Source organism: Streptomyces sp. NPDC051582 (assembly GCF_040681715.1).
Lineage (GTDB): Bacteria > Actinomycetota > Actinomycetes > Streptomycetales > Streptomycetaceae > Streptomyces.
This window is the reverse complement of the sequence record NZ_JBFAZJ010000011.1, coordinates 129,380-151,840: the sequence shown is the minus strand read 5'-3', so window position 1 is coordinate 151,840 and position 22,461 is coordinate 129,380. Positions and strand designations below refer to the sequence as shown.

Annotated in this window: 18 protein-coding genes; 7 read left to right on the top strand and 11 right to left on the bottom strand. The window is 73.5% G+C overall.

What is annotated here, in order from left to right; all coding sequences use genetic code 11:
* Positions 1-185: 185 nt before the first annotated feature.
* The gene (locus AB0M92_RS16780; RefSeq protein WP_366102893.1) at positions 186-1,619 is read left to right on the top strand and encodes a SpoIIE family protein phosphatase; all 1,434 of its coding nucleotides are present in this window, start codon (positions 186-188) and stop codon (positions 1,617-1,619) included.
* 69 nt (positions 1,620-1,688) lie between these two features.
* Here the strand turns inward: AB0M92_RS16780 and AB0M92_RS16775 are convergent, their stop codons facing one another.
* Entirely contained in the window at positions 1,689-3,170 is a 1,482-nt protein-coding gene (locus AB0M92_RS16775; RefSeq protein WP_366102892.1) for a hypothetical protein, read from the bottom strand.
* A 231-nt stretch (positions 3,171-3,401) separates the two neighbouring features.
* On the opposite strand from AB0M92_RS16775, the gene AB0M92_RS16770 reads away from it, so the two are divergent.
* Positions 3,402-4,526: an aminoglycoside phosphotransferase family protein gene (locus AB0M92_RS16770; RefSeq protein WP_366102891.1), complete on the top strand. Its 1,125-nt coding sequence runs from the start codon at positions 3,402-3,404 to the stop codon at positions 4,524-4,526.
* Positions 4,527-4,880: 354 nt separating this feature from the next.
* Positions 4,881-6,584, top strand: coding sequence for a 3-oxosteroid 1-dehydrogenase (kstD, locus tag AB0M92_RS16765; protein ID WP_366102971.1), 1,704 nt, complete (start codon positions 4,881-4,883; stop codon positions 6,582-6,584).
* A 16-nt stretch (positions 6,585-6,600) separates the two neighbouring features.
* Here the strand turns inward: kstD and AB0M92_RS16760 are convergent, their stop codons facing one another.
* From AB0M92_RS16760 to AB0M92_RS16750, 3 genes are all read right to left on the bottom strand, one after another.
* The gene (locus AB0M92_RS16760) at positions 6,601-7,101 is read right to left on the bottom strand and encodes a hypothetical protein (protein WP_048477977.1); all 501 of its coding nucleotides are present in this window, start codon (positions 7,099-7,101) and stop codon (positions 6,601-6,603) included.
* Between the two features lie 337 nt (positions 7,102-7,438).
* Positions 7,439-10,273 (bottom strand): AAA family ATPase, encoded by a 2,835-nt coding sequence (locus AB0M92_RS16755; RefSeq protein WP_366102890.1) that lies wholly within the window; start codon positions 10,271-10,273, stop codon positions 7,439-7,441.
* Between the two features lie 127 nt (positions 10,274-10,400).
* Positions 10,401-10,805, bottom strand: a complete 405-nt coding sequence (locus AB0M92_RS16750) for an ACT domain-containing protein (RefSeq protein WP_366102889.1) — start codon at positions 10,803-10,805, stop codon at positions 10,401-10,403.
* 26 nt (positions 10,806-10,831) lie between these two features.
* On the opposite strand from AB0M92_RS16750, the gene AB0M92_RS16745 reads away from it, so the two are divergent.
* Entirely contained in the window at positions 10,832-12,031 is a 1,200-nt protein-coding gene (locus tag AB0M92_RS16745) for a low temperature requirement protein A (protein ID WP_366102888.1), read from the top strand.
* A 19-nt stretch (positions 12,032-12,050) separates the two neighbouring features.
* Here AB0M92_RS16745 and AB0M92_RS16740 read toward each other — a convergent pair whose 3' ends face one another.
* The 6 genes from AB0M92_RS16740 to AB0M92_RS16715 all read right to left on the bottom strand — a co-directional run bounded on the left by AB0M92_RS16740 (position 12,051) and on the right by AB0M92_RS16715 (position 17,301).
* The gene (locus tag AB0M92_RS16740) at positions 12,051-12,521 is read right to left on the bottom strand and encodes a hypothetical protein (protein ID WP_366102887.1); all 471 of its coding nucleotides are present in this window, start codon (positions 12,519-12,521) and stop codon (positions 12,051-12,053) included.
* A gap of 193 nt (positions 12,522-12,714) precedes the next feature.
* Entirely contained in the window at positions 12,715-12,945 is a 231-nt protein-coding gene (locus AB0M92_RS16735; protein WP_107438645.1) for a DUF397 domain-containing protein, read from the bottom strand.
* Positions 12,946-13,113: 168 nt separating this feature from the next.
* Positions 13,114-14,289: a thiolase domain-containing protein gene (locus AB0M92_RS16730; protein WP_366102886.1), complete on the bottom strand. Its 1,176-nt coding sequence runs from the start codon at positions 14,287-14,289 to the stop codon at positions 13,114-13,116.
* Positions 14,286-15,356 carry a thiolase domain-containing protein gene (locus tag AB0M92_RS16725; RefSeq protein ID WP_366102885.1) on the bottom strand — a complete coding sequence of 357 codons (1,071 nt, stop codon included), beginning with the start codon at positions 15,354-15,356 and terminating at the stop codon, positions 14,286-14,288. Before AB0M92_RS16725 ends, AB0M92_RS16730 begins: the two co-directional genes overlap by 4 nt.
* The gene (locus tag AB0M92_RS16720) at positions 15,356-16,318 is read right to left on the bottom strand and encodes an OB-fold domain-containing protein (protein WP_366102884.1); all 963 of its coding nucleotides are present in this window, start codon (positions 16,316-16,318) and stop codon (positions 15,356-15,358) included. The genes AB0M92_RS16725 and AB0M92_RS16720 overlap by 1 nt, the downstream gene beginning before the upstream one ends.
* Positions 16,319-16,500: 182 nt before the next feature.
* Entirely contained in the window at positions 16,501-17,301 is an 801-nt protein-coding gene (locus AB0M92_RS16715) for a crotonase/enoyl-CoA hydratase family protein (protein ID WP_132758958.1), read from the bottom strand.
* A 190-nt stretch (positions 17,302-17,491) separates the two neighbouring features.
* On the opposite strand from AB0M92_RS16715, the gene AB0M92_RS16710 reads away from it, so the two are divergent.
* On the top strand, positions 17,492-19,123 hold the full coding sequence (locus tag AB0M92_RS16710) for an acyl-CoA synthetase (protein WP_366102883.1): 1,632 nt from the start codon (positions 17,492-17,494) through the stop codon (positions 19,121-19,123).
* Between the two features lie 127 nt (positions 19,124-19,250).
* On the opposite strand, the gene AB0M92_RS16705 is transcribed toward AB0M92_RS16710, so the two are convergent.
* Entirely contained in the window at positions 19,251-20,114 is an 864-nt protein-coding gene (locus tag AB0M92_RS16705; protein WP_366102882.1) for an alpha/beta hydrolase, read from the bottom strand.
* A 130-nt stretch (positions 20,115-20,244) separates the two neighbouring features.
* On the opposite strand from AB0M92_RS16705, the gene paaK reads away from it, so the two are divergent.
* Positions 20,245-21,546, top strand: a complete 1,302-nt coding sequence (gene paaK, locus AB0M92_RS16700) for a phenylacetate--CoA ligase PaaK (RefSeq protein WP_366102881.1) — start codon at positions 20,245-20,247, stop codon at positions 21,544-21,546.
* A gap of 87 nt (positions 21,547-21,633) precedes the next feature.
* Positions 21,634-22,455, top strand: coding sequence for a YhjD/YihY/BrkB family envelope integrity protein (locus AB0M92_RS16695; protein WP_366102879.1), 822 nt, complete (start codon positions 21,634-21,636; stop codon positions 22,453-22,455).
* The last annotated feature ends 6 nt before the right edge of the window (positions 22,456-22,461 follow it).

The window sequence follows — 22,461 nt, the reverse complement described above, 5'->3', positions numbered from 1 at the left end:
GGAAGGGCTGACCGGAAACGTTCGTACAGGCGAAAGGGAGGGCCGGGAGGCCTTTGGCATATGCCCGAAGCAAGGCTCTTACGGATGTTGCCAAACGGCTTACGGCCAGTCGCCGCCTGTGCAACAGTCGTTACCGGTCCTTCCTTCAGACATGGCCGTACCGCGCCGCCTGTATCGGAGTTCTCATGCCGTCCCACCTCTTCGCGGACCGTCCCGCGCAGCCGCCCGAGCCAGGGTCGGTGGACGCGCTGATCTCGCAGACCCGGCGGCTCCGCGGCGAGGTGGACGCGGTGCGCCGCGACACGGCCGACGACGAGGACGACGCCCAGGGGCGGTGGCAGCGTGCACTGTGCGACCTCGCCGTCCACCAGCTCGACGACCTGGGCGAGCACTTGGGGCAGCTCAGGGAGGGTCTGCCGGCCGCCCCCGAATTCGACGGACGCGCCGGTGGCGCAGCCGAGGGCGACGCGACGGCGCCCGAGCCGCAGCAGGCCCGCGTCGGCAGCGCCGAGTGGAACCTGCTGACCGACGAAGTCAACTGGTCCGAGGAGCTGTTCCAGATCTTCGGCCGCTCGCCCGAGGCGGGTCCGCTCCCCCTCGACGAACTCGGCTCCAACCTCTTCTCCGACGACCAGCCGCTGCTCACCTCGATGGTGACGGCCTGTCTGGTCGACGGAAGGCCGATCGACGGCGAGTTCCGCATCGTCCGGGCCGACGGCCGCGTCCGGACGCTGCACATGCGAGGCGAGCCGGTACTCGACTCCGACGGCTGCACGGCCTCGATGTGGGCCGTGTTCCGGGACGTGAGTGAGCTGCGCCGAAGCCAGCGCGCCGTACGCGAGTCCCGTGACTCGCTGCAGCGCCGGCGGGAGATCGCGCAGACCGAGCACCGGCTGGCGGTCGAGCTGCAGGAAGCCGTGCTCCCCCCGTGGCGCGGCTCCCTGCGGCTCCCGCACCACACCACCGGCGCGCTCGACGTCGCCGCGCACTACCTGCCCGCCGCGACGAGCGCCCTGATCGGCGGTGACTGGTACGACGCCCTCGAACTGCCCGACGGGCGCTCGCTGCTGACCGTGGGTGACCTGACCGGGCACGGGGTGACGGCCACCTCCGGGATGGCGATGATGCTCGGCGCCCTGCGCGGCATGGCGATGGCCGGGATCGAGCCGGGCCCGCTGATGGGCTGGCTCAACCAGCTCCTTGAGGCCTCGGTCCAGCCGGCGCTCGGCTCGGCCGTGTGCTGCCGCTACGATCCCGCGCGCCGCCTGCTGTCCTGGGCGCAGGCCGGCCACCCCGCCCCCCTGCTGTTCCGCGGCGGCTCCGGCCGCGCCCTGCGGCCGCCGGAGGGCGTATTGCTGGGCGCGACCTCCGGAGCGGCGTACGGGCAGGCCGAGGAGCGGCTGGAGCCGGGCGACGTGGTCGTCCTGCACACGGACGGACTGACGCCGCGCAGCGTCGAGTTCGGCCGGGCGGACGGCGCCGAGCGGTTGCTGGCCCTCGCGCCGCGGTTCACGGCCGCGCGGTCGGCGCAGGACTGCGTGCGGATGGTGGTCGGGGAGTTCGGTGCGGGCGAACGCGAGGACGACGCCTGCGTCTTGGTCGCCAGGGTCGGCGGCTGAGCACCTCGTAACGAGTCTTCAGGGCCGCGCCGCACGGCGCGGCCTTTCTCTTCTCCGTACGGTGCGCTGCTAGACGGTGCGCTGCGACGGGCTGTTCGGCAGGGCCGTCTTGATCTCCTCGCGCAGGTCCTCGATCCGCGCGTAGCCGGCGTACTGCCCGGTCAGCCGGTACATCTCGCGCAGCCGGTCCCAGGTCCGGTGCGAGGAGGTCTCGTTCATCGAGACCAGCGCGAGCCGGGCGTAGCGGTCGGCCTGCTCCGGGTCGTCGGCGATGAAGCAGGCCGACGCCATGGAGATGTAGTCGAAGATCTGCGACCGCTGGTGGCCTCCCGAGCGCAGCCGCAGCGCCTCGCGGGCGTGCCGCTGGGCGATCGGGGCGACCGAGGGGTCGTGGTCGGCGAGGGTCCGGAAGGCCAGGGCATGCATGCCGTGCAGGTCCGCCTCGTCGAAGTTCTGCATCCAGCACGGCGGGGGGACGTCACCCTTGTCCGAGGCGAACAGGTCCTCGGCCTCGCCGAGGGTCCGGCGCATGGCCTGGCCCTTGCCCATCGCGGCCTGCGCCCAGGCTTCGATGGTGTGCAGCATGGCGCGGGTGCGGGGCAGGGTCTGCTCGCCGGATCCGGACTGGGCCAGCTTCATCAGGTCCAGGGCCTCGTGGGGCTTGCCGAGGTGGACCATCTGGCGCGCTGCCCGGGAGAGCGCTTCACCGGCCCGCGGCCGGTCGCCGCCCTCGCGGGCCGCGTGCGCGGCGATGATGAAGTACTTCTGCGCGGTGGGTTCGAGGCCCACGTCGTGGGACATCCAGCCCGCCAGCACCGCCAGGTTGGCCGCCACCCCCCACAGCCGCCGCTGGAGGTGGTCGGGGTGGTGGTACGCCAGCATCCCGCCGACCTCGTTGAGCTGGCCGACCACGGCCTTGCGCTGCAACCCGCCTCCGCGGGAGGCGTCCCAGGCCCGGAAGACCTCCACCGAGCGCTCCAGCGCCTCGATCTCCTGGGAACCGATGGGGGCGGCTTCGTAGCGGTCGTAGCCGATCGGATCGGCCTGGTAGGAGTCGCCGAAGTTCTGAGGGGCCTTGACGGGGGCGGGATCGGTGTGGAGCCAGTCGTTCATGGCGTGGGTGAGGGTGGAGCCGGCGGTGAGCGCGACACCCGCGCCCATCAGACCGCGACGGTTGAGCATGAGGTCCATTCCCGTGAATTCGGTGAGGACCGCGGCTGTGCGTTCGGGCGCCCAGGGCATTCCGTCGGGGTTCTCCTTCGCCCCGTCCGGCTGCCGTTTGGTGGTGCGCCGCTGCCGTACGAACCCGAGGTCCTCGATGGTCACGACACGACCGAGCCGCTCGGTGAACAGGGCTGCCAGTACGGTCGGCACCGGTTCGCGCGGGGTCTCCCCCAGGTCGATCCAGCGCCGTACCCGCGAGGTGTCGGTGGCCAGCTGGTGGTGGCCCATGGCCGCCGCCTGCCGGTTTACCATCCTCGCCAGCTCACCCTTCGACCAGCCGGCCAGGCCGAACAAGTCGTTCAGGCGGGTGTTTGGTCCTTTGCTCACGTCAAGCCCCCAGGTTCTCGGCTGATTTGACACTAGCCCGCCGTCAGAGGCCCCGCGCATATTCGCCAGGCTTCGCCAGGGCACGCTTCGTGGTCCGCCACCCACGGCCCGGTGTCAGGTAGGAATGCGCCTCCCCGACCCGGTCTCCGGGCGGAACTCCCCAGGGTGAAGTACGGGACCGGCGGGGTGGCGTACGCAACTCGTCGGCGCACGAAGGGATCCGTAAACGCCATGTACGCAGCAACGTCCTCCGTGTCCGCCCCGGTCCGGCCGCACCGCACGCTCCAGGCGGGCGGCGGCCCCTACCTCGATCCCGGCCGCCAGGCGGCACCGGCGCAGGGCGCCGTACGGGCGCGGCGGATGCCGGGTGCCGGATCGCAGCCGCTCAGCGGAAGAATCGACCTCTCGGGGCCGCAGGGCGCGCAACTGCGCACCGCCCTGGCCTCGGTGCAGCGGATCTGTCCGGAGTTCGCGCCGGTCCAGGTGCTGCGGCGCAGCGGCCGGTCGGTCCTCCTGGTCGGGACGACGGGGCGGATGACCGCGGTCGCCAAGGTTTTACTGGACCACTCGCCGGAATGGCGCGAGCGGTACCGGCACGAAATAGCGGCGTACCGGGCGTTCGTCCGGCACCGCCCGCCGGTCCGGGTGCCGCGGCTCATCGCCGCGGACCCCGAGAACTGCACGCTGGTGGTCGAACGGATGGCGGGCCGGGTCGCGGCTTTGCAGAGGCACCCCGTCGAGGCCCCGCCGCGGGCCGACGTACGGGCCGCGCTGGGCGCGGTGTGCCGGGTGAACCAGTGGCGTCCCCCCACCGATCTCTTCGGGGACCCGCTGAACTACGGGCAGCGCGTGGCGCGGTACCACGAGCTGGGACTCCTCACGGACCGGGATCTGGGTGACCTCCAGAAGCTGCTCTGCGGGCTGAAACTGGCCGGCGTCCAGCGGCAGTTCAACCACGGTGACGCGCTCCTGTCGAACCTGCTGCTGTCCCCGGCGGGGCCGGTGCTGCTCGACTGGGAGCACGCGGGCTGGTACCTGCCCGGCTACGACCTGGCCACGCTGTGGACTGTGCTGGGCGACGCCCCGGCCGCGCGCAGCCAGATCAGCCGGCTCGCCCAGTCGGCGGGTCCTGCCTCGCGGGACGCGTTCCTGGTCAACCTGATGCTGGTGCTGACGCGGGAGATCCGGATGTGCGAGACGGCGGTCCAGCGCTCCATGCTGGCGAGCGCCCCGAACCACCCGCTGCCCGCGGGCTCGCTGTCCTCCGGCGAGGAGCAGCGGCTGCTGCTGCGCCGTCTGCACGACGACTGCGGCATGGCCCGCAGGGCGGTACGCGCGGCGGTAGGGACCCGCTGACCCGGCGGCCCGACCCCGTACGAAAATCCCGTGCCGTACGCACCCGGTGTGCGTACCACGGGATTTCGTGCGTTCCGGGCCGTATCGCCACCCCTGCGCATGTCTTGACATCACATGATCCCCCGAACACCTTTTCTGACTCAGCATCAGAAATGCTGGAGCCGCCGACGTCCCGCCTCCCCACTCCGCTGGAGCCCGCCCATGTCCGCAAGCGCCGAGTCCGCTTGTCCCGCCCCCGCTCCCCCCGCTCCTTCCGCTCCTTCCGCTCCCCCTGCTCCCCCCGCTCCCCCGGCCTCCCCTCCTTCCCGCCGTGCCGTCCTCGCCGGGGCCGGTGCGGGGGTGCTCGCCGCGGCCGTGCTGCCGTCGCCCGCCGCGCTGGCGGCCGGGTCCGGTGCGGGACTTCCGCTCGGCGAGTACGACGTCGTCGTGGTCGGGTCCGGGGCTTCCGGGATGACCGCCGCGCTCACCGCCGCCCGGCGGGGCCTGAGCGTGCTGGTGGTCGAGAAGGCCCCGACCTTCGGCGGTTCGGCGGCGCGCTCCGGGGCCGGGATCTGGCTGCCGAACAACTCGGTGATCCTGGCCGCGGGAGTCCCGGACACCCCGCAGAAGGCGGCGACGTACCTGGCGGCGGTCGTCGGCGACGGCTCACCGGCCGACCGGCAGGCGGCCTTCCTCGCCAACGGTCCCCGGATGCTGGACTTCGTGATGGCCAACAGCCCGCTGCGCTTCCGGTACATGGACGGGTACAGCGACTACTACCCGAACCTCCCGGGCGGGCTGCCGAACGGCCGGTCCATCGAGCCCGACCAGATCGACGGCAACATCCTGGGGCCCGAACTGGCCCGGCTCAACCCTGCGTACATGCCGGTGCCCGCCGGGATGGTGGTGTTCAGCCAGGACTACAAGTGGCTGAACCTGGCGGCCGTGAACGCCAAGGGCCTCGCGGTGTCCACGGAGTGCCTGGCGCGCGGCGCGAAGGCCGCTCTGTGCGGGCAGAAGCCGCTGACGATGGGCCAGGCGCTGGCGGCCGGACTGCGGGCCGGGCTGATGCGGGCGGGCGTCCCGGTGTGGCTGAACAGCCCGCTGGTCGACCTGGTGCAGGAGGGCGGTGCCGTCACCGGCGTGGTGGTGGAGAAGGAGGGCGTACGGGGTGTCGTACGGGCCCGCAAGGGCGTGATCGTCGGCTCGGGCGGCTTCGAGCACAACGCGGAGATGCGGGCGCAGTACCAGCAGCAGCCGATCGGCACCCAGTGGTCGGTCGGCGCCAAGGAGAACACGGGCGACGGGATCCGGGCGGGGCAGCGGGCCGGGGCGGCGCTGGCCCTGATGGAGGACGCCTGGTGGGGTCCGTCGATCCCGCTCCCGGGGGAGCCGTACTTCTGCCTGGCGGAGCGCACGCTGCCCGGCGGCCTGATCGTGAACCGGGCGGGCGCGCGGTTCGTCAACGAGGCGGGCCCGTACAGCGACGTGGTGCACGTGATGTACGAGAAGGACCGGGGCGCGACGGGCTCGCACATCCCGGCCTGGCTGATCGTGGATCAGAACTACCGGAACAAGTACCTGTTCAAGGACGTCCTGCCGACGATCGTCTTCCCGGACGCCTGGTACGAGGCGGGTGCGGCGAAGAAGGCGTGGACCTGGGACGCGCTGGCGGGCCAGATCGGGGTGCCGGCGGGGGCGCTGCGCGCCACCCTGAACCGCTTCAACGCGCAGGCGTGGAACGGCACCGACCCCGATTTCCACCGGGGCGACACGGCGTACGACCACTACTACACGGACCCGGGGGTGCAGCCGAACTCCTGCCTGGCCCCGATCTGGGCGCCGCCGTTCCACGCCTTCAAGATCGTTCCGGGTGACCTGGGCACGAAGGGCGGCATCGTCACGGACGCCCGGGCCCGCGCGCTGCGGCCGGACGGTTCGGTGATCCGGGGCCTGTGGGCGGCGGGCAACGCGAGCGCGGCGGTGATGGGGCACAGCTACGCGGGGGCGGGATCGACGATCGGCCCCGCGATGACGTTCGGCTACGTGGCGGCGAACGACATCGCGGACACCCCCTAGCCCGCTCCGGCCGTTCCTAGCCCTGCTGGAAGAGCTCGGCGGGGAGGGGCTTCAGGAGGGCGTACAGGTCGTCGGTGATGGGCCGGTCCCAGCTGGCGATGGTGACCAGCACGTTGTCGCTGCGGTCGAACTGCACGCAGCTGATCCGGCCCTCGGAAAGCTTGACCTTCCGGACGATGAGGAGGTTGTCGCCCTGCATGACGGGGCAGTCCTCGATGCCGGTGACCTCGACGTCCTCGTCGTTTTCGAGGGCGTCGAGGAGCTGGGCCACCTCGAAGGGGACCTGGCCGTCGTCGAGCTCCCGGGCCGGGGATCCCTCGGGGAGGTTGCCGATGATCATCGCGGGGCCGCGTCCGCCGAACAGGTCGTAGCGGAGAAAGACGCCCTGGCAGCTGCCGTCGGGCGCGGGCAGCAGCCCGGCCCCGAGATTGCCCGGCCAGTCCCCCGGGTCCATGGCCAGGACGTCGAAGTCCGGGCCGGCGGGTGTGGCGGCGCGGTTGCGGCGGAGGAAGGACATGCCGCCATGGTACGTGCCCGCCCCGCATTTCCGGCCCCGGGGCCACCACCGGGGGCCTCCCGTCTCCGGTCCCGCCCGCCGGGGGCGGGGCGCCCGGGCCCGGCGGGGGCGGGTCCAGGCCGCCGGCCCGACCCCGGCCCGCCGTTCCCGGGCCCGCCGGGGACCCGGTCGGTCCGCGAACGCCGGACGGGCCGGCCTGCCGGCCCCGACGCCCCGCCATGATCCGAAGGACAGGGCCCGGGTCGGGTGGTCGAGCGGGACGCGGGCCGACGAGCGATGCACCGGGCTCGGGTGCCCGACACCGGGCGGGACGGCGTCAGCGCACATCGTCACGACCTCACCGGTCCCGCGCGTGGGCCTCCAGGGCCTCCGCGAGGCCGGGCCGGTCCGTACCCAGCTTCCGGCAGACCGCCGACAGCTCCCGCTCCCGGCCGCGGGCCGCCGGATCGTCCCGTACGGCCAGCTGCGCCACGCGGTGCTCCTCCTCCGTCAGCCCGTCCGCCCACACCCCGTCCCCCGGGGCGCCGCCCAGGCTCGCCACGAGCCCGTCCGCCCCGCACTCGCGCCCCGTCTCCACCGCCCGCGCCAGCAGCTCCGCGTCCCCGAGCTCCGTGCCGAGCGCGGCCAGCGCGCACGCCAGCTCGTACCCCGCCGGCGAGGCCGACAGCAGCTCGACGGATTCCCTCAGCAGCCCCGTCCGCTCCCCCGGCGCCGCCACCTCCGCCGCCACCCGCAGCGCCTGCCCCACCCCCGACGGGGCGCCGAAGGCGCGGGCCCGCCGGATCGCGTCGGCCGCCAGGGCCCGCGCCCGGACCGGCTCCTCCGCCGCCACCGCCCGGGCCAGGTGCAGCTGCCAGGGGCACCAGGACGGGTTGCGGATCCCGCGCGGGCTCAGCCTGCGGTCCACGGCCTCCAGTTCGGCCGCCGCCGCCTTGGTCTGGCCGCGGGCCAGCAGCAGTTCCGCGTACACGGTCTGCGAGTCGGGGAAGACCACGGCCGCCGGGAAGGACTCCCCGAACGCGTGCTCCCGCGCCAGCTCCCACGCCTCGTCCACCCGTCCCCGCGCCAGCAGGGTCGTGGCGAGGATCGCGATGGCGTACCAGTGCACGGGCGTGCCGCGCCCCACCCGCTCGGCGAGCCTGAGCCCGGCCCGGGCCAGCTCCTCGGCCTCCGCGAGCCGCCCGCGCCGGTAGCGGATGTACGCGCGCAGGCTGTACGCGAACGACAGGTGGGCCCCGCGCCAGCCGTGCCGCTCGAACTCGGCGGTGCCCGCCTCGAACAGCTCCTCCGCCCGGCCGGGCCGGTCCGCGTACATGTGGACCATGGCGGCGAGCACCGGCACCTCGAACCCCCGGTCCTCGTGCGCCCAGCTGAACTCCGTGCCCAGGGCGCGCACCGCGTGGTGCAGGGCCACGTCCACCGGCTCCCCGCGCAGGCAGGCGTCCCAGGCGCGCAGGCCGATGACGTACCGCTCGGTGAGGTCGCGGCCGGTCAGCCGGTCGGCGAGCCTGGTCAGCCGGCGCGAGCGGGCCGGGGAGTCGGGTTCGACCGCGTCGAAGGCGTCCCACATGAACTGCTCGGACTGCAGGCGCAGCCGGGCGCGGACGTCCCGGGTGTGCGGGATCTCCCGCGCGAGCGCGTCGGAGGCCTCGGCGAGGCGGTCGCTGTGGGCGAGGACCTGGGCGAGCCGGATGACGATGCCCTGGCGCAGGGCCGGGTCGTCGAAGGGCTCGGCGAGCGCGGCCCGCAGGTGGTTGACGGTGTTGGCCGGTTCGGTGAGGAGGGAGGCGCAGCCGAGCTCGTACAGCACCGCGGCCCGCTCGTCGAAGTCCGGGGGTTCTCGCAGGGCGCGTGCGAGCTGGCGGCGCGCGGCCTCGGGAGCGCCGGCCCTCAGGTTCTCGGCGGCGGCCGCGCGCAGGGTCCGTACCACCCAGGGGTCGTTCTCGGGGTGCGTCTCCAGCAGGTGGCGGGCGGCGGCGGAGGAGCCGAGTCCGGCGTCGACGACGGCGACCGCGGCCTGTCCGTGGAGGGCGACGCGCAGGGCGTCGGGGATGGCCCGGTAGAGGGCGGTGGCGATCAGGGGATGGACGAACTCCAGCCCGGCGTACGGCTCTTCGCCGGGTCCGGACAGGATGCGGGCCTCGCGCAGCCGCACCGTCGCGCCTGCGGCCTCCTCGGGGCCGAGCCCGGCGACGCGGGCGGCGAGCTCCTGCGGGATGGCGGTGCCCAGGACGGCGCAGGCCCAGCCGAAGCGGACGGTGGACGGGCCGAGCCGCTCGAAGCGGGCGACGAGGCCGCTGCCGCGCTGGGCGGCGGCGAGGTCGCGCAGCAGCGGGGCGCTGGCCGAGGTGGGGTCGAGGCCCTTGTCGCGGATCCGGGCGGTGAGCTCGACCGCCTCGAAGGGGTTGCCGGTGGTGACGGCCCAGGCCTCCCTGCAAAAGGCGTCGTCGGCGTGGTCGCCGACGGTCTCGCGGACCAGACCGGACACGGCGGCCTCGGTGAGGGGTGCCAGGGCCAGCGGGCGGTGTCCCGCGCGGCCGGGCAGCGTACGGAAGGCCTCGGCGTGGGCGGGGAGTTCCTCGGGCCGGTACGCGACGACCAGGAGCAGGGGGAGGTGTTCGGCGCGCGGGGCGAAGGCGGCAAGCCAGGAGAGGGATTCGGGGTCGGCCCAGTGCGCGTCGTCGAGGACGAGGGCGACGGGCGCCCGCTGCACGGTGAGGTGGGTGAGGACCCAGTCCAGGCCGTCGCGCAGGCCCTGGGGGTCGGGCGGGGCGCCCTGTTCGGGGGCGCAGAGGCCGAGCGCGGGGCCGACGATGGAGTACCAGCTGCCGAGGGCGGCGTGCAGTTCCTCCTCGGAGCGGCCGGCCAGGTGGGGCTGGATGAGCTGGCGGGCGACGTGGAAGGGCTGGGTCTGCTCCTGCTCGCCGCCTCGGGCGGCCAGCAGCGTGCAGTCGCGGGCGAGGGCGCGGCGGCGCACCTCGGCGAGGAGGGTGGTCTTGCCGAGGCCGGCGGGACCCGAGAAGGCGAGCAGCGCGCCGCCCGTCCCGGTCCCGGTCCCCGTCCCGGTCGGGGTCCTGGCGCCGCCGAGCTGCTCCAGGGCCTCGTCCACGATGGCGAGTTCGGCCGCGCGTTCGAACATTTTGCGCCGCATACGGGTCGGGCGTTCCGTCATGGCTGGTACCCCCCAGGCCGGTTCGGGGGCATCAGCGTACGCCCGCGCACGCACGGGCGAAGGCGTTCGGCCGAGAAAGATCGGAATCTTCGGGATCGGGTGTCCGTACCGTTTACCGGTGTCTCAATTACATCGAACGGGTCGCCAGTTCTTCCAGTACGGCGACGGCTTCGGCCGCCCGCTCGGCGGGCACGAAGAGGTGGTCGTGGTGGTGGCCCGCGATGACGTTGCAGCTGAGTCCGTGCGCGGCGAGCTCGGCGGCGAAGGCTCCGGTCAGACCGACGGCATCGAGGGCGGAGTGCACGCGCAGGGTGATCCACCCGGCGGTGTAGTCGTAGGCGAGGCCGGCGGCGTCGGCTTCCTCCCGGCGCAGCACGAGGGTGAGCCCCTCGGTCTCCAGGACGGTGGCGACGGGAGTGGTGCCGGGCGGGGGCGCCGTGGCTCCGGGGACCGTGCAGAAGACGTAATGCCCCTCGTGCAGTTCGGGGCGCATGCCGCTCAGCAGTTTCCTCAGGTCGCTCTCGCCGCTCATACTGCCACCCTACTTATCATCCCGGTATGACCGATCCCGCACCTGTAGATTCTGCGCCCGCCGAGGGTGAACGGCACGCCTCCTGGCTGGAGCTGTTCTTCGACCTGACGGCGGTGGCGGGCGTCGCCCAGCTGGCGCACCTGCTGCACGGGAGCCCCGGCCCGGGCGATCTGGCGCTGTACGCGCTGATGTTCCTGGCCTTCTGGACGGGCTGGATGCTCTTCACGGTGTACGGCAACGTCAGCGGCGAGGAGACGCGCACGTGGACGGTGCTGGCGGGGATGTTCGGCATGGCGGTGATGGCGGCCTCGGTGCACGGCGTGCGGGAGGACCGGGCGGGGGCGTTCGCGCTGGCCTACGTCCTGGTGCGCGCGCTGGCCGGCAAGGCGTGGGAGCGGCGCGGCGAGTACGTGCCGGACCTGCCGATCACCCAGCTGGGGCTGGGGCTGACACCGTGGATCGTGTCGATGTGGTTCGACGGCACGGCCCGGTACGCACTGTGGGCGCTGGGGCTGGCCATCGACCTGGCGGTCATGTTCACGGTCTCCGGCAAGAGGCTGGCCGCCCGGGTGGAGGCGCAGTACGCCGAGGAGGCGGCGCGCAGACGGCGCTCCTCGCCCAAGCCGGTCGCGGCGATGATGGACGCGCCGCACCTCGGGGAGCGGCTGGGGCTGTTCCAGCTGATCGTGCTGGGCGAGGCGGTGGCCCAGGTGGTGGCCGCCGCCTCCGAGGCGGAATGGGACGCGGCGCTGTACGCGGTGGGCGTCGGCGCGTTCCTGCTGCTGCTCCTGCTGTGGTCCCTGTCGCTGCGGCACGGGGCGGACGGGGTGCCGCTGCTGGCGTGGGACGTGCTTCCGGTACGGCTGGTCCTGCCGCTGCACTGCTTCGTCGCCGGCTCGGTGGCGGCGCTGGCGGCGGCGCTCGGCAACGCCGTGGAGTACACGGACCACCCGGTTCCGGGGCCGGTGCGGTGGCTGCTCTGCGGGAGCGCCGCGGTGTACCTGGCCATCGCGGGCGTGGCGGCGCTCGGTTCGGGCCGCGGGGTGCGGGAGGTACTGCTGCTGGTGGGGCCGCCGCTGGCCACCGTACTGGTGACGGGGGCGTTGGCCGGGGGCGCCGCGGCCGTACAACTGGTGTGGCTGCTGGTGCTGGCGGCAGCCTGGCCCCGGGTCATGGTGGACCGCTTCCCGCCGAGGCCGCCACGGGCCGGACCGACGGCCCCGTAGCCCCGCGGCGCCGCCCGGGTCAGGTGCACGCGTAGAGCCGGCGGTGCCACCAGGCGAGGGGGCGGCCGCGCCCGTCGGTCCACCGGGCGGCGGGCGGGTCCGGTTCGGGAAGGGTGCGCCGCCGGAACTCCGCGTCCAGGCCGTGCAGGACGCGGCCCAGCGCGGTGCGGGCGGCGGGCGGCAGGGTGCGGTGGAGGTCGGCCAGCTCGTCCCGGACGACGGCGATGTCGTCGCGCGCGCAGCCGGGGCAGGCCGGGCAGGAGGACGGGGCCGGGAGCAGGCGGCCGCCGGGGCGGCCCAGGAAGGCCCGGTACCGGGCCAGCAGCTCCACGACCTCGTCGCCGCGACCGGGCCGGGCCCAGTGGACCGCGGCCGCGGCGGCGGGCGGGAGCCGGTCCACGGACGGCAGTCGCCAGGCCCAGGCGGGCGGCCGGCGGTCCTCGTACGTTCCCCGTTCGGCGCGCAGCGCGCCGGGCCGTCTACGCGGCATCGCCCTTTCGGCGGATGATCGTCATGCCCCCATGGTGCGGGGGCGCTGCGCGGGGTGCAAGGCGATTCGGCGCCGGGCACCACCGGGCGGCCGGCCCTGCGGCGCCCGTCACGAGCCGCGGCCGGCGGCCGGGCGGCGCGTCCGGCCGCCGGCCCCGCAGCCGGCGGCCGGCCCGGCACGCCGTAGGTGTGGACTACGTCAAGTCGAACTCGCCGCCCCTCGCGCCCAGTACGAACTTGCGCCACTCGTCCGGGGCGAAGATCAGCGAGGGGCTCTCGGGGCGATCGCCGTTGCGCATCGCGATGAACCCCTCGACGAAGGCGATCTGGACGTCGCCCGCTCCCCGGCTGCTCGACTGCCAGTCCGCCCCGCTGAGATCGAGGTCCGGCTTGCCCCAGCCGGCAGCCAGGGGCTGTGAAGTCATGCTCTCGGCCACGTGCGTGCTCCTCACGGTACTCCCGGTACGTCGTCGTCCGGGGGCCAGAGTAACCATCGCTGCCGGTGCCGCACAGGCCACGGTGCGTCACCCGTGGCCGGTCCGGCACCGCGCCCCGCGCCGGGGCCGCCCGCTCGCCGCCGGGCCCGATTCCCGTCAGGAGGCGGGCGGTTCGGCTCCCACCAGCCACATCGCGAAGAACTGCGCGCCGCCGCCGTAGGCGTGACCCATGGCCCGGCGGGCCCCCGGGACCTGGTGTTCGCCGGCCTGGCCGCGGACCTGGAGCGCCGCTTCCGCGAAGCGGATCATGCCCGAGGCGCCGATCGGGTTCGTGGACAGCACGCCGCCCGACGGGTTCACCGGCAGGTCGCCGTCGAGTTCGGTGACCCCCGCCTCCGTGAGCTTCCAGCCCTCCCCCTCCTGTGCGAACCCCAGGTTCTCCAGCCACATCGGCTCGTACCAGGAGAACGGCACGTACATCTCCACCGCGTCGATCTCGCGGCGCGGATCGGTGATCCCGGCCTGCCGGTAGACGTCGGCCGCGCAGTCCTTGCCGGCCTGCGGCGAGACGAAGTCCTTGCCCGCGAACAGCGTCGGCTCGCTGCGCATCGCCCCGCCGTGCACCCAGGCCGGCGGTTTCCCCGAACGGGCCGCGCCCGCCCGGTCGGTGAGGATCATCGCGCAGGCCCCGTCCGAGGAGGGGCAGGTCTCGGAGTACCGGATCGGGTCCCACAGCATCGGCGAGGCCTGGACCTTCTCCAGGGTGATGTCGTGCTCGTGCAGGTGCGCGTACGGGTTCTTCAGCGCGTTGCGCCGGTCCTTGTACGCGACGAGCGAGCCCACCGTGTCGGGCGCGCCGGTGCGCCGCATGTACGCGCGCACGTGCGGGGCGAAGAACCCGCCGGCGCCCGCCAGCAGCGGCTGCTGGAAGGGAACCGGCAGGGACAGTCCCCACATGGCGTTGGACTCGGACTGCTTCTCGAACGCCAGCGTCAGTACGGTGCGGTGGACCCGGGCCGCGACGAGGTTGGAGGCGACCAGCGCGGTGGAGCCGCCGACCGAACCGGCCGTGTGGACGCGGAGCATGGGCTTGCCGACCGCCCCGAGGGCGTCCGCCAGGTACAGCTCCGGCATCATCACGCCCTCGAAGAAGTCGGGGGCCTTGCCGATGACGACCGCGTCGATGTCCGCCCAGGTCAGGTCGGCGTCGGCGAGGGCGCGCACCGCGGCCTCGCGCACGAGTCCCGCGATGGAGACGTCGTGGCGGGCGGCGACGTGCTTGGTCTGGCCGATGCCGACGACGGCGACCGGCTCCTTCCCCGTACTCGTCATGCGGGTTCCCCTTCCAGGACGGCGACCAGGTTCTGCTGGAGGCAGGGGCCGGAGGTGGCGTGCGCGACGGCCCGGTCGGACTCGCCGCGGTGGATCCGGGCGGCGGCCTCGCCGATGCGGATGAGGCCGGCGGCCATGACCGGGTTGGCGGCGAGCGCCCCGCCGGAGGGGTTCACGGCGACGCCGTCCCCGCCGAGGCCCAGCGCCTTGCGGAGCACGACTTCCTGGGAGGAGAACGGCGCGTGCAGCTCGGCGGTGTCCACCGGGGCGTCGAACACGCCCGCGTGCTCGGCGGCGATCCGGGTGGACGGGGAGTCGGTGAGGTCGCGCAGGCCCGGGCCGTGCGCCTCGATGCGGTGGTCGATGCCGGTGATCCAGGCGGGGCGCGGGCACAGCCGCCGCGCGGTGTCGCCCGCGGCGAGGACGACGGCGGCCACGCCGTCGCCGATGGGCGGGCAGTCGCCCGTACGCAGGGGCCGGACCTGGTAGTCGCCCTGCGCGACGGCACCCCGCAGCTGGGCGTGCGGGTTGGCCTCGGCGGCGGTCCGGCTGCGGGCGCCGATGGCCGCGAGCCCGGCCTCGTCGGTCTCGCCCGCGTCGATCAGCGCCTGGGCCTGGAGGGCGGCGAGGGCCACCGAGTCGGGCCACAGCGGTGCGAGGTAGTACGGGTCGAGCTGCCGGGTCAGGACGTCCCGTACGGATCCCGGCGAGGACTTCCCGTACGAGTAGACCAGCGCGGTGTCGGCCTCGCCGGTCTGGATCTTGACCCAGGCCTCGTACAGCGCCCAGGCGCCGTCCATCTCGACGTGCGACTCGGAGATCGGCGGCCAGGCGCCGACCCCGTCGAGGGTCATGGTGAAGGAGAAGGCCCGGCCCGCGAGGTAGTCGCTGGATCCGGAGCAGGTGAAGCCGATCTCGCCCGCCTTCAGGCCGGTCTGCTCCAGCACCCGGTGCAGGACCGGCATGACCATCTCGACTTCGCTGAGTTCGTCGCTGCGGCGCCGGTGGTCGCTCTGCGCGAAGGCCACGACGGCCACGTCCCGCGCGTACCTGCTCGTCGTGGGCATCAGATGAGCTCCTTGTACGCGTCGTAGTCGGCGTCCGGTTCGCCGGTGGGGCGGTAGTGGTCGGGGTGGCGGCCGCCTTCGCTCCACACGGGTTCGACGCGCAGGCCCATGCGGACCTGGTCGTACGGGATGCCGCCGATCCGGCCGTGCAGGGCGAGGCCGGCGCCGTCGAGGGCGATGTGGGCGTAGACGTAGGGGACTTCGATGTCCAGGTTCTTGGCCTTGATGTTGACGATGCAGTACGTGGTCACGGTCCCGGCAGGGCCGACCTCCACCTGGTCGGTGGTGGCGACCCCGCAGGTGGGGCAGGCGCCGCGCGGCGGGACGTACACCTTGTGGCAGGAGGGGCAGCGCTCGCCGACGGTCCGCCGCTCGGCGAGCGCGTTGATGTAGGCGGTCTGGGAGCGGCCGGGGCTGTACGTGTAGTCCAGGCGGGCGGCGGCGACGATGCCGGTGACGGCGTCGTCGAACTGCCCGTCGTGCGGGGCCGCCCGCCCCGCCGCCCCTCCCGCGTCGGGCTCGAAGCAGGCGATGTCGGTGATGGCACCGGTGCGCTCCCCGGCCCAGCGGACGCGTACCCGCATGCCGGTGCGGACGGCCTCGGGGCCGGGGGCGTCGAGGGCGTGCAGGATCGCCGTGTCGGCTCCGTCGAGGCGGACCAGTACCCAGGCGAAGGGGGTGCCGAGGGGCTGGTTCGGGCGCGGGGAGCCGTTCCAGGCCCAGGTGGTGACGGTTCCGGTGGTGCCGACCTCGACGAGCTCGCGGATCTCCTCGGCGGTGACGGGGTCGTACTCGACGGGTGGGACCATCACCTTGCCGTCGGTGGTCTTGACGCCGAGGACGACGCGTTCGCGCAGTCCGGTCAGGAAGGCCCTCTGGACGGGCCCGAGGGAGCGGGTGAAGGGGAACTCGACGACGAGGGGCGCGCGCAGCACCTCTGGCGGGGACGCGGCGGGTGTCATGGCTGTCTCTCCGATGGTCTGAACGGCTGGGGCTGGGGGCCCGGGGTCCCGAGCCGGGGTCAGGAGCAGGGCTCACGGGCCGGGCTCACGGGCCGGGCTCACGGGCCGGGCTCACGGGCGGCGATCACGGGCGAGGAGCGCGGGCCGGGATCACGGGCTGGGCCGCTTGCGGAGGGCCGGGGCTACTCGCGCCGGTAGACGGCGGGCCGCTTCTCGGCGAAGGCCCGGGCCCCTTCCTTCGCGTCCGCGGTGTCGAAGACCGGCCATCCGCGCAGCAGTTCCGAGGCCAGGCCCTCCGTCTCCGTCAGCTCGGCCGTCTCGTAGACCGAGGCCTTCACGGCCTCGACGGCCAGCGGCCCGCACGCGTTGACCTGTTCGGCGATCTCCAGGGCCTTGGCCAGGGCGGTCCCCTCGGGGACGACCTGCCCGACCAGCCCGATCCGCGCCGCCTCCTCGGCCGAGTACGGCCGGCCGGTGAGCAGCATCTCCAGGGCGTGGGTGCGCGGGATCTGGCGGGGCAGCCGTACCGTCGAGCCGCCGATCGGGAACAGGCCCCGCTTGACCTCGAACAGCCCGAAGGTGGCGCCCGCGCCCGCGACCCGGATGTCCGTGCCCTGCAGGATCTCGGTCCCGCCGGCCACGCAGTACCCCTCCACCGCCGCGATCACCGGCTTGCGCGGCCGGTGGTGGCGGAGCATCGCCTTCCAGTGCAGGTCGGGGTCGGCCTTGAGCCGGTCCCGGTACTGGTCGCCCGCCATCCCCTTCCCGGCCAGCGCCTTGAGGTCCATCCCGGCGCAGAAGTCCCCGCCCGCGCCCGTGAGGACCACCGAGCGGATCGTGTCGTCGGCGTCCGCCTCCAGCCAGCCGTCGTAGAGCCCCACCAGCAGCGGCAGCGAAAGCGCGTTCTTCGCTTCCGGCCGGTTCATGGTGAGCACCAGCGTGGCGCCGTGGCGGTCCACGGTCAGGTGTTCCGTCCCACCCATTGCCGTCCTCCCGTCTCAAGACCTAGAACAGGTTGCAGGAGGGCCGGGTGCAGTTCAATAGTTTTCTGACACCCAGTCAGATTTCTTGGGCCACGCCCTTCCCACTTGGGCTGAGCGGCGCTCTAATGACCGCCGCGGGGCAGCACAGCCACGGCCCGGCAACGGGAAACCTCGGGGGTGAGGAGGAACGGTGGAGTACAACCTTGCCGACCTGTTCGAGTCGGTCGTCGACGTGGTTCCGGACCGCGAGGCACTCGTGTACGTGGACCACCCCGGCACCGGCGCCGAGCGCCGCCTCACGTACGCGGAGCTGGACGCCGCGTCGAACCGCATCGCACACCACCTGCTGGACAGCGGCTTGAGGGCCGGCGAGCACCTGGGACTGCACCTCTACAACGGCATCGAGTACCTCCAGACCGTCCTGGCCTGCCTCAAGGCCCGCCTCGTACCGGTGAACGTCAACTACCGGTACGTGGAGGAGGAGCTGGTCTACCTCTACAACGACGCCGACCTCGCCGCGCTCGTCTTCGAGGGCGAGTTCACCGAGCGCGTGACCGCCGCCCTCCCGCAGACGACGAAGCTGCGCCACCTGATCCGGGTCGGGGACGCCCCCGAGGGCGCGCCGGAGCCCTCGATCGCGCCGGTCGCGTACGCGGACGCCGAGGCGGCCGGCTCGCCCGGGCGCGGTTTCCCGCCCCGCTCCCCCGACGACCTGTTCATCATCTACACGGGCGGCACCACGGGCATGCCCAAGGGCGTCATGTGGCGTGCGGAGGACCTGTTCTTCGCGGGGCTCTTCGGCGGCGAACCCTCGGGCGAGCCGGTGAAGCGGCCCGAGGAGCTCGCCGAACGGGTCGCGTCGAAGGGCGCCGGGCTGACCTTCTTCCCGGCGCCCCCGCTGATGCACGGCACGTCGACCCTGACCTCGTTCATCGCCTTCAACTACGGCCAGCGGGTGGTCATCCACCGCAAGTACGCGCCGGAGGAAGTGCTCCGCACGATCGAGAAGGAGAAGGTGTCGAGCGTCTCGCTGGTGGGCGACGCGATGCTCCGCCCCCTCATCGACGCCCTGAAGGGGCCGCTCCGGGGGACCGACCTGTCCTCGCTGTTCAGCGTCTCCTCGTCCGGGGCGATCATGTCGGAAACGGTGCGGGCGGAGTTCCGGCGGCTCGTGCCGAACGTGATGCTGCTGAACAACTTCGGCTCCTCCGAGTCCGGTTCGAACGGCAGGGCGGCCGAGGACTCCGGCCCCGAGAAGGGGTTCCGGCTCGTGGTCAACGACCGTACGCAGGTGGTGGACCCGGTGACGCACGAGCCGGTTCCCGTGGGCGTGCCGGGGCGGCTCGCGCAGCGCGGCCACGTTCCGCTCGGCTACTACAACGACGCGGCGAAGACCGCCGAGACCTTCTTCCGGAAGGGCTCCGAGCGGTGGGTGCTGCTCGGGGACATGGCGACGGTGGACGAGGAGGGCATCGTCACCGTCCTCGGGCGCGGCTCGCAGTGCATCAACACGGGCGGCGAGAAGGTCTACCCGGAGGAGGTCGAGCAGGCCCTGAAGTCCCATCCGGACGTCTACGACGCCCTGGTCGCCGGGGTGCCGGACGCGAAGTGGGGCAATCACGTGGCGGCGGTGGTGCAGGTGCGGGCGGGCGCGCCCGAGCCGACCCTGGACGAGATCCAGCGGCACTGCCGGACCCGGCTGGCGGGGTACAAGATCCCGCGCCAGCTGGTCGTCACCCCGGCCATCCAGCGCTCGCCGAGCGGCAAGGCGGACTACCGCTGGGCGAAGTCGGTGGCGACGGAGGCGGACGCGGCGCACTGACGCGCCGCCGTCGCGGCGGGCGGGCACACGGTGGGCGGGGCCCCGTCGGGTCCCGCCCGCCGCCGCGCGGCCGGGCGGCCGCCTCGGCCGCCTCGGCCGGGTCCGCCGGGTCCGCCGGGTCCGCCGGTCAGGCTCCGGTGGTCAGGAAGTGCTCCAGGCGCGCCGCGAACCACTTGGGGTCGTCCAGCCACGGGAAGTGCGCGCCGCCCGGCTGGACGTCGGTGACGCCCTGCGCGAAGAGCCCCGCGAGCTCGGCGGCGAGGGCGGCCGTGGGGTTGCCGTCCAGCTCCCCGGCCAGCACCAGCACCTCGCCGGCGAGGTGGCGCAGCGCGGCCCGGGTGGCGGGCGGGTCGAAGGCGCCGGGGCCGGCGTAGGCGACGCTCGCCGCCGCGTTCTTCTCGCGGCCGCTCGCGTCGATGTGGGCGCGCACCTCGTCGTCCCAGCGCCCGTAGGCGAGCGGCATCATCTCGCGCCAGTGCGCCGGGGTGGGGGTGCCGCCGGCCGCCAGGATGCCGTGGATCCGTTCGTACGCGGCGATGGCCGTGTCGTACGGCTCGCCGCCGGCCCGCGCGCGGACCACCTCCAGGCGCCGTTCCGGGGTCGAGTCGAGGCCCACGGCCCAGCAGGTCGGGGTGATCAGGGCCAGGCGGCGCAGCCGGTCGGGGTGCGCCGCCGCGTAGAGCAGGGCGAGGTTTCCGCCGGCGGAGTGGGCCAGTAGGTCCATGCGCTCCAGGCCGAGGTGGTTGCGCAGGGCCTCGACGTCGGCGACCTGGTGGTCGACGCGGTACGTGGACTCGTCGGCCGGGACCCGTGAGTCGCCCGTACCCCGCAGGTCGAGGAGGATCAGCCGGCGCCCGGCGGTCAGCCCCCCGAGGTCGCCCAGGTAGGCGGAGGCCCGCATGGCGCCGCCCGGGAGGCAGACGAGCGGCTCGCCCTCGCCCTTGACGTGGTAGGCGAGCTCGGTTCCGTCGTAAGAGGTGAAGATCGACATGGGGCCATCCCACCATGCGATCACTCGTTCGAGTCATTGATTTAGCCGTCGGGCTGGGGCAATCTACCGAATGATCGGTCGGTTAACTCGAATCAAAGCTCCGGTTCACGGCTCAAGATGAGGTGACGGCATGACGGCGCACGCGGATGTCCATGATGACGGCGAGCGGCTGAGCGGCGACGAATTGGCCGCGCTCCAGCTCCAGCGGCTGCGCGCCACCTTGAGCCACGCCTACGAGCGGGTGCCGCACTACCGGCAGGCCTTCGACAAGGCCGGGGTGCACCCCGACGACTGCCGCTCCCTGGCCGATCTCGCCCTCTTCCCCTTCACCACCAAGGCCGACCTGCGCGACCAGTACCCCTTCGGCATGTTCGCCGTGCCTCGCTCCGAGGTGCGCCGCATCCACGCCTCCAGCGGCACCACGGGCCGGCCCACCGTCGTCGGGTACACCGACAAGGACCTCTCCACCTGGGCGGACGTGGTGGCCCGGTCCATCCGGGCGGCGGGCGGCAGACCGGGCCAGATGGTGCACGTGGCGTACGGGTACGGCCTGTTCACCGGCGGCCTCGGGGCGCACTACGGCGTGGAGCGGCTCGGCTGTACGGTCGTGCCCGCGTCGGGCGGGATGACCGACCGCCAGGTCCGGCTGATCCAGGACTTCCGGCCGGAGATCATCATGGTGACGCCCTCGTACATGCTCACGCTGCTGGACGAGATGGAGCGCCAGGGCATCGACCCGCGCGCCACCTCGCTCCGTACGGGGATATTCGGCGCGGAGCCGTGGACCGAGGAGATGCGCCGGGAGATCGAGCAGCGGCTCGACATCGACGCGGTGGACATCTACGGCCTGTCCGAGGTGATGGGCCCGGGCGTGGCGCAGGAGTGCGTCGAGACCAAGGACGGCCTGCACATCTGGGAGGACCACTTCTACCCGGAGGTCGTGGACCCTTTCACCGGCGAGGTCCTGCCGGAGGGCGCGTCCGGGGAGCTGGTGTTCACCTCGCTCACCAAGGAGGCCATGCCGATCATCCGGTACCGGACCCGGGACCTGACCCGGCTGCTGCCGGGTACGGCCCGGCCGGCGTTCCGGCGGATGGAGAAGGTGACCGGCCGCAGCGACGACATGATCATCCTGCGCGGGGTCAACCTGTACCCGACGCAGATCGAGGAGATCCTGCTCCGCACGCCCGCCCTGGCCCCGCACTTCCAGCTGCGGCTGACCCGGGAGGGCCGGATGGACGCGCTGACGGTCCGGGTGGAGGCGCGCCGGGAGGCGGATGCGGGCCAGCGGGAGGCCGCTGCCGCCTCCGTGGTCCGCGCGGTCAAGGACGGCATCGGGGTCTCGGTGGCCGTCGAGGTGGTCGACCCGGAAACCCTGGAGCGGTCGGTGGGCAAGATCAAGCGCCTGATGGACCTCAGGGAGGCGCGGTAGCGGAACCACCCGGCGAAACCACCCCTTCGGGCCTACTTCGGGGGAGCCTCCGAGAGCCGGCGGGTCCGTCCGGGTAGTCCATGAGGCGTGACCTCGTTCTTCCGCCGGCTCCACGACCGGCTCCAGGCCTCCCCGGTCGGGCTGGCGTGGGGCCGGGGGCGGGAGATGGAGCTCATGCACCGCGCCATGGGCTTCGCCGCCCTCGGATTCCTGACCCTGGTGCCGCTGCTGGTGGTCGTCGCGGCCGCCGCCCCCGGCAGCGGCTCCGGCTTCGGCCGCTGGCTCGGCCAGGCCCTCGGGGTCACCGAGTCCTCCCGGGCCCGGGTCGAGATGCTGTTCGGCGCGGCCGACCTGGCGCTGGAGCGGACCACGGCGTTCGGACTCGCGGCCCTCGCCGTCTTCGGCCTGACCTTCGGCTCGGCCGTGCAGACCGGGTACGAGAAGGTCTGGGACCTGCCCACCGCCCGCTGGCACACCATGTGGCGGCACGTCGTCTGGCTGGCCCTGCTGGTCTGCTACCTCGGCCTGCTCGTCGAGATCCCCGCCCCGTCGAACGACGCCGTCGGCACGGTCCTCGGCACCACCGGGGATCTGCTCGGCACCATGCTCTTCTTCTGGGGCTCCCAGCGCCTGCTGCTCGGCGGCAGGGTCCGCTGGCGGGCCCTGCTGCCGGGGGCCGTGGCCACCAGCCTGGGCCTGCTCGGCCTGCGGCTCTTCTCCCAGCTGGTGTTCTCGCCGCTGATCGCGTCCAACGCCGTCACGTACGGCCCCTTCGGCACGCTGCTGGTCGTCCAGTCCTGGCTGGTCGGCGTGGGCTTCGTCGTCTACGGCGGCGCCCTGGTCGGACGCCTGGTGCACGAGGACATCACCCTCCGCCGCCTCCGGGCCACCGGCCGGCTGACCGAATGACCCGCG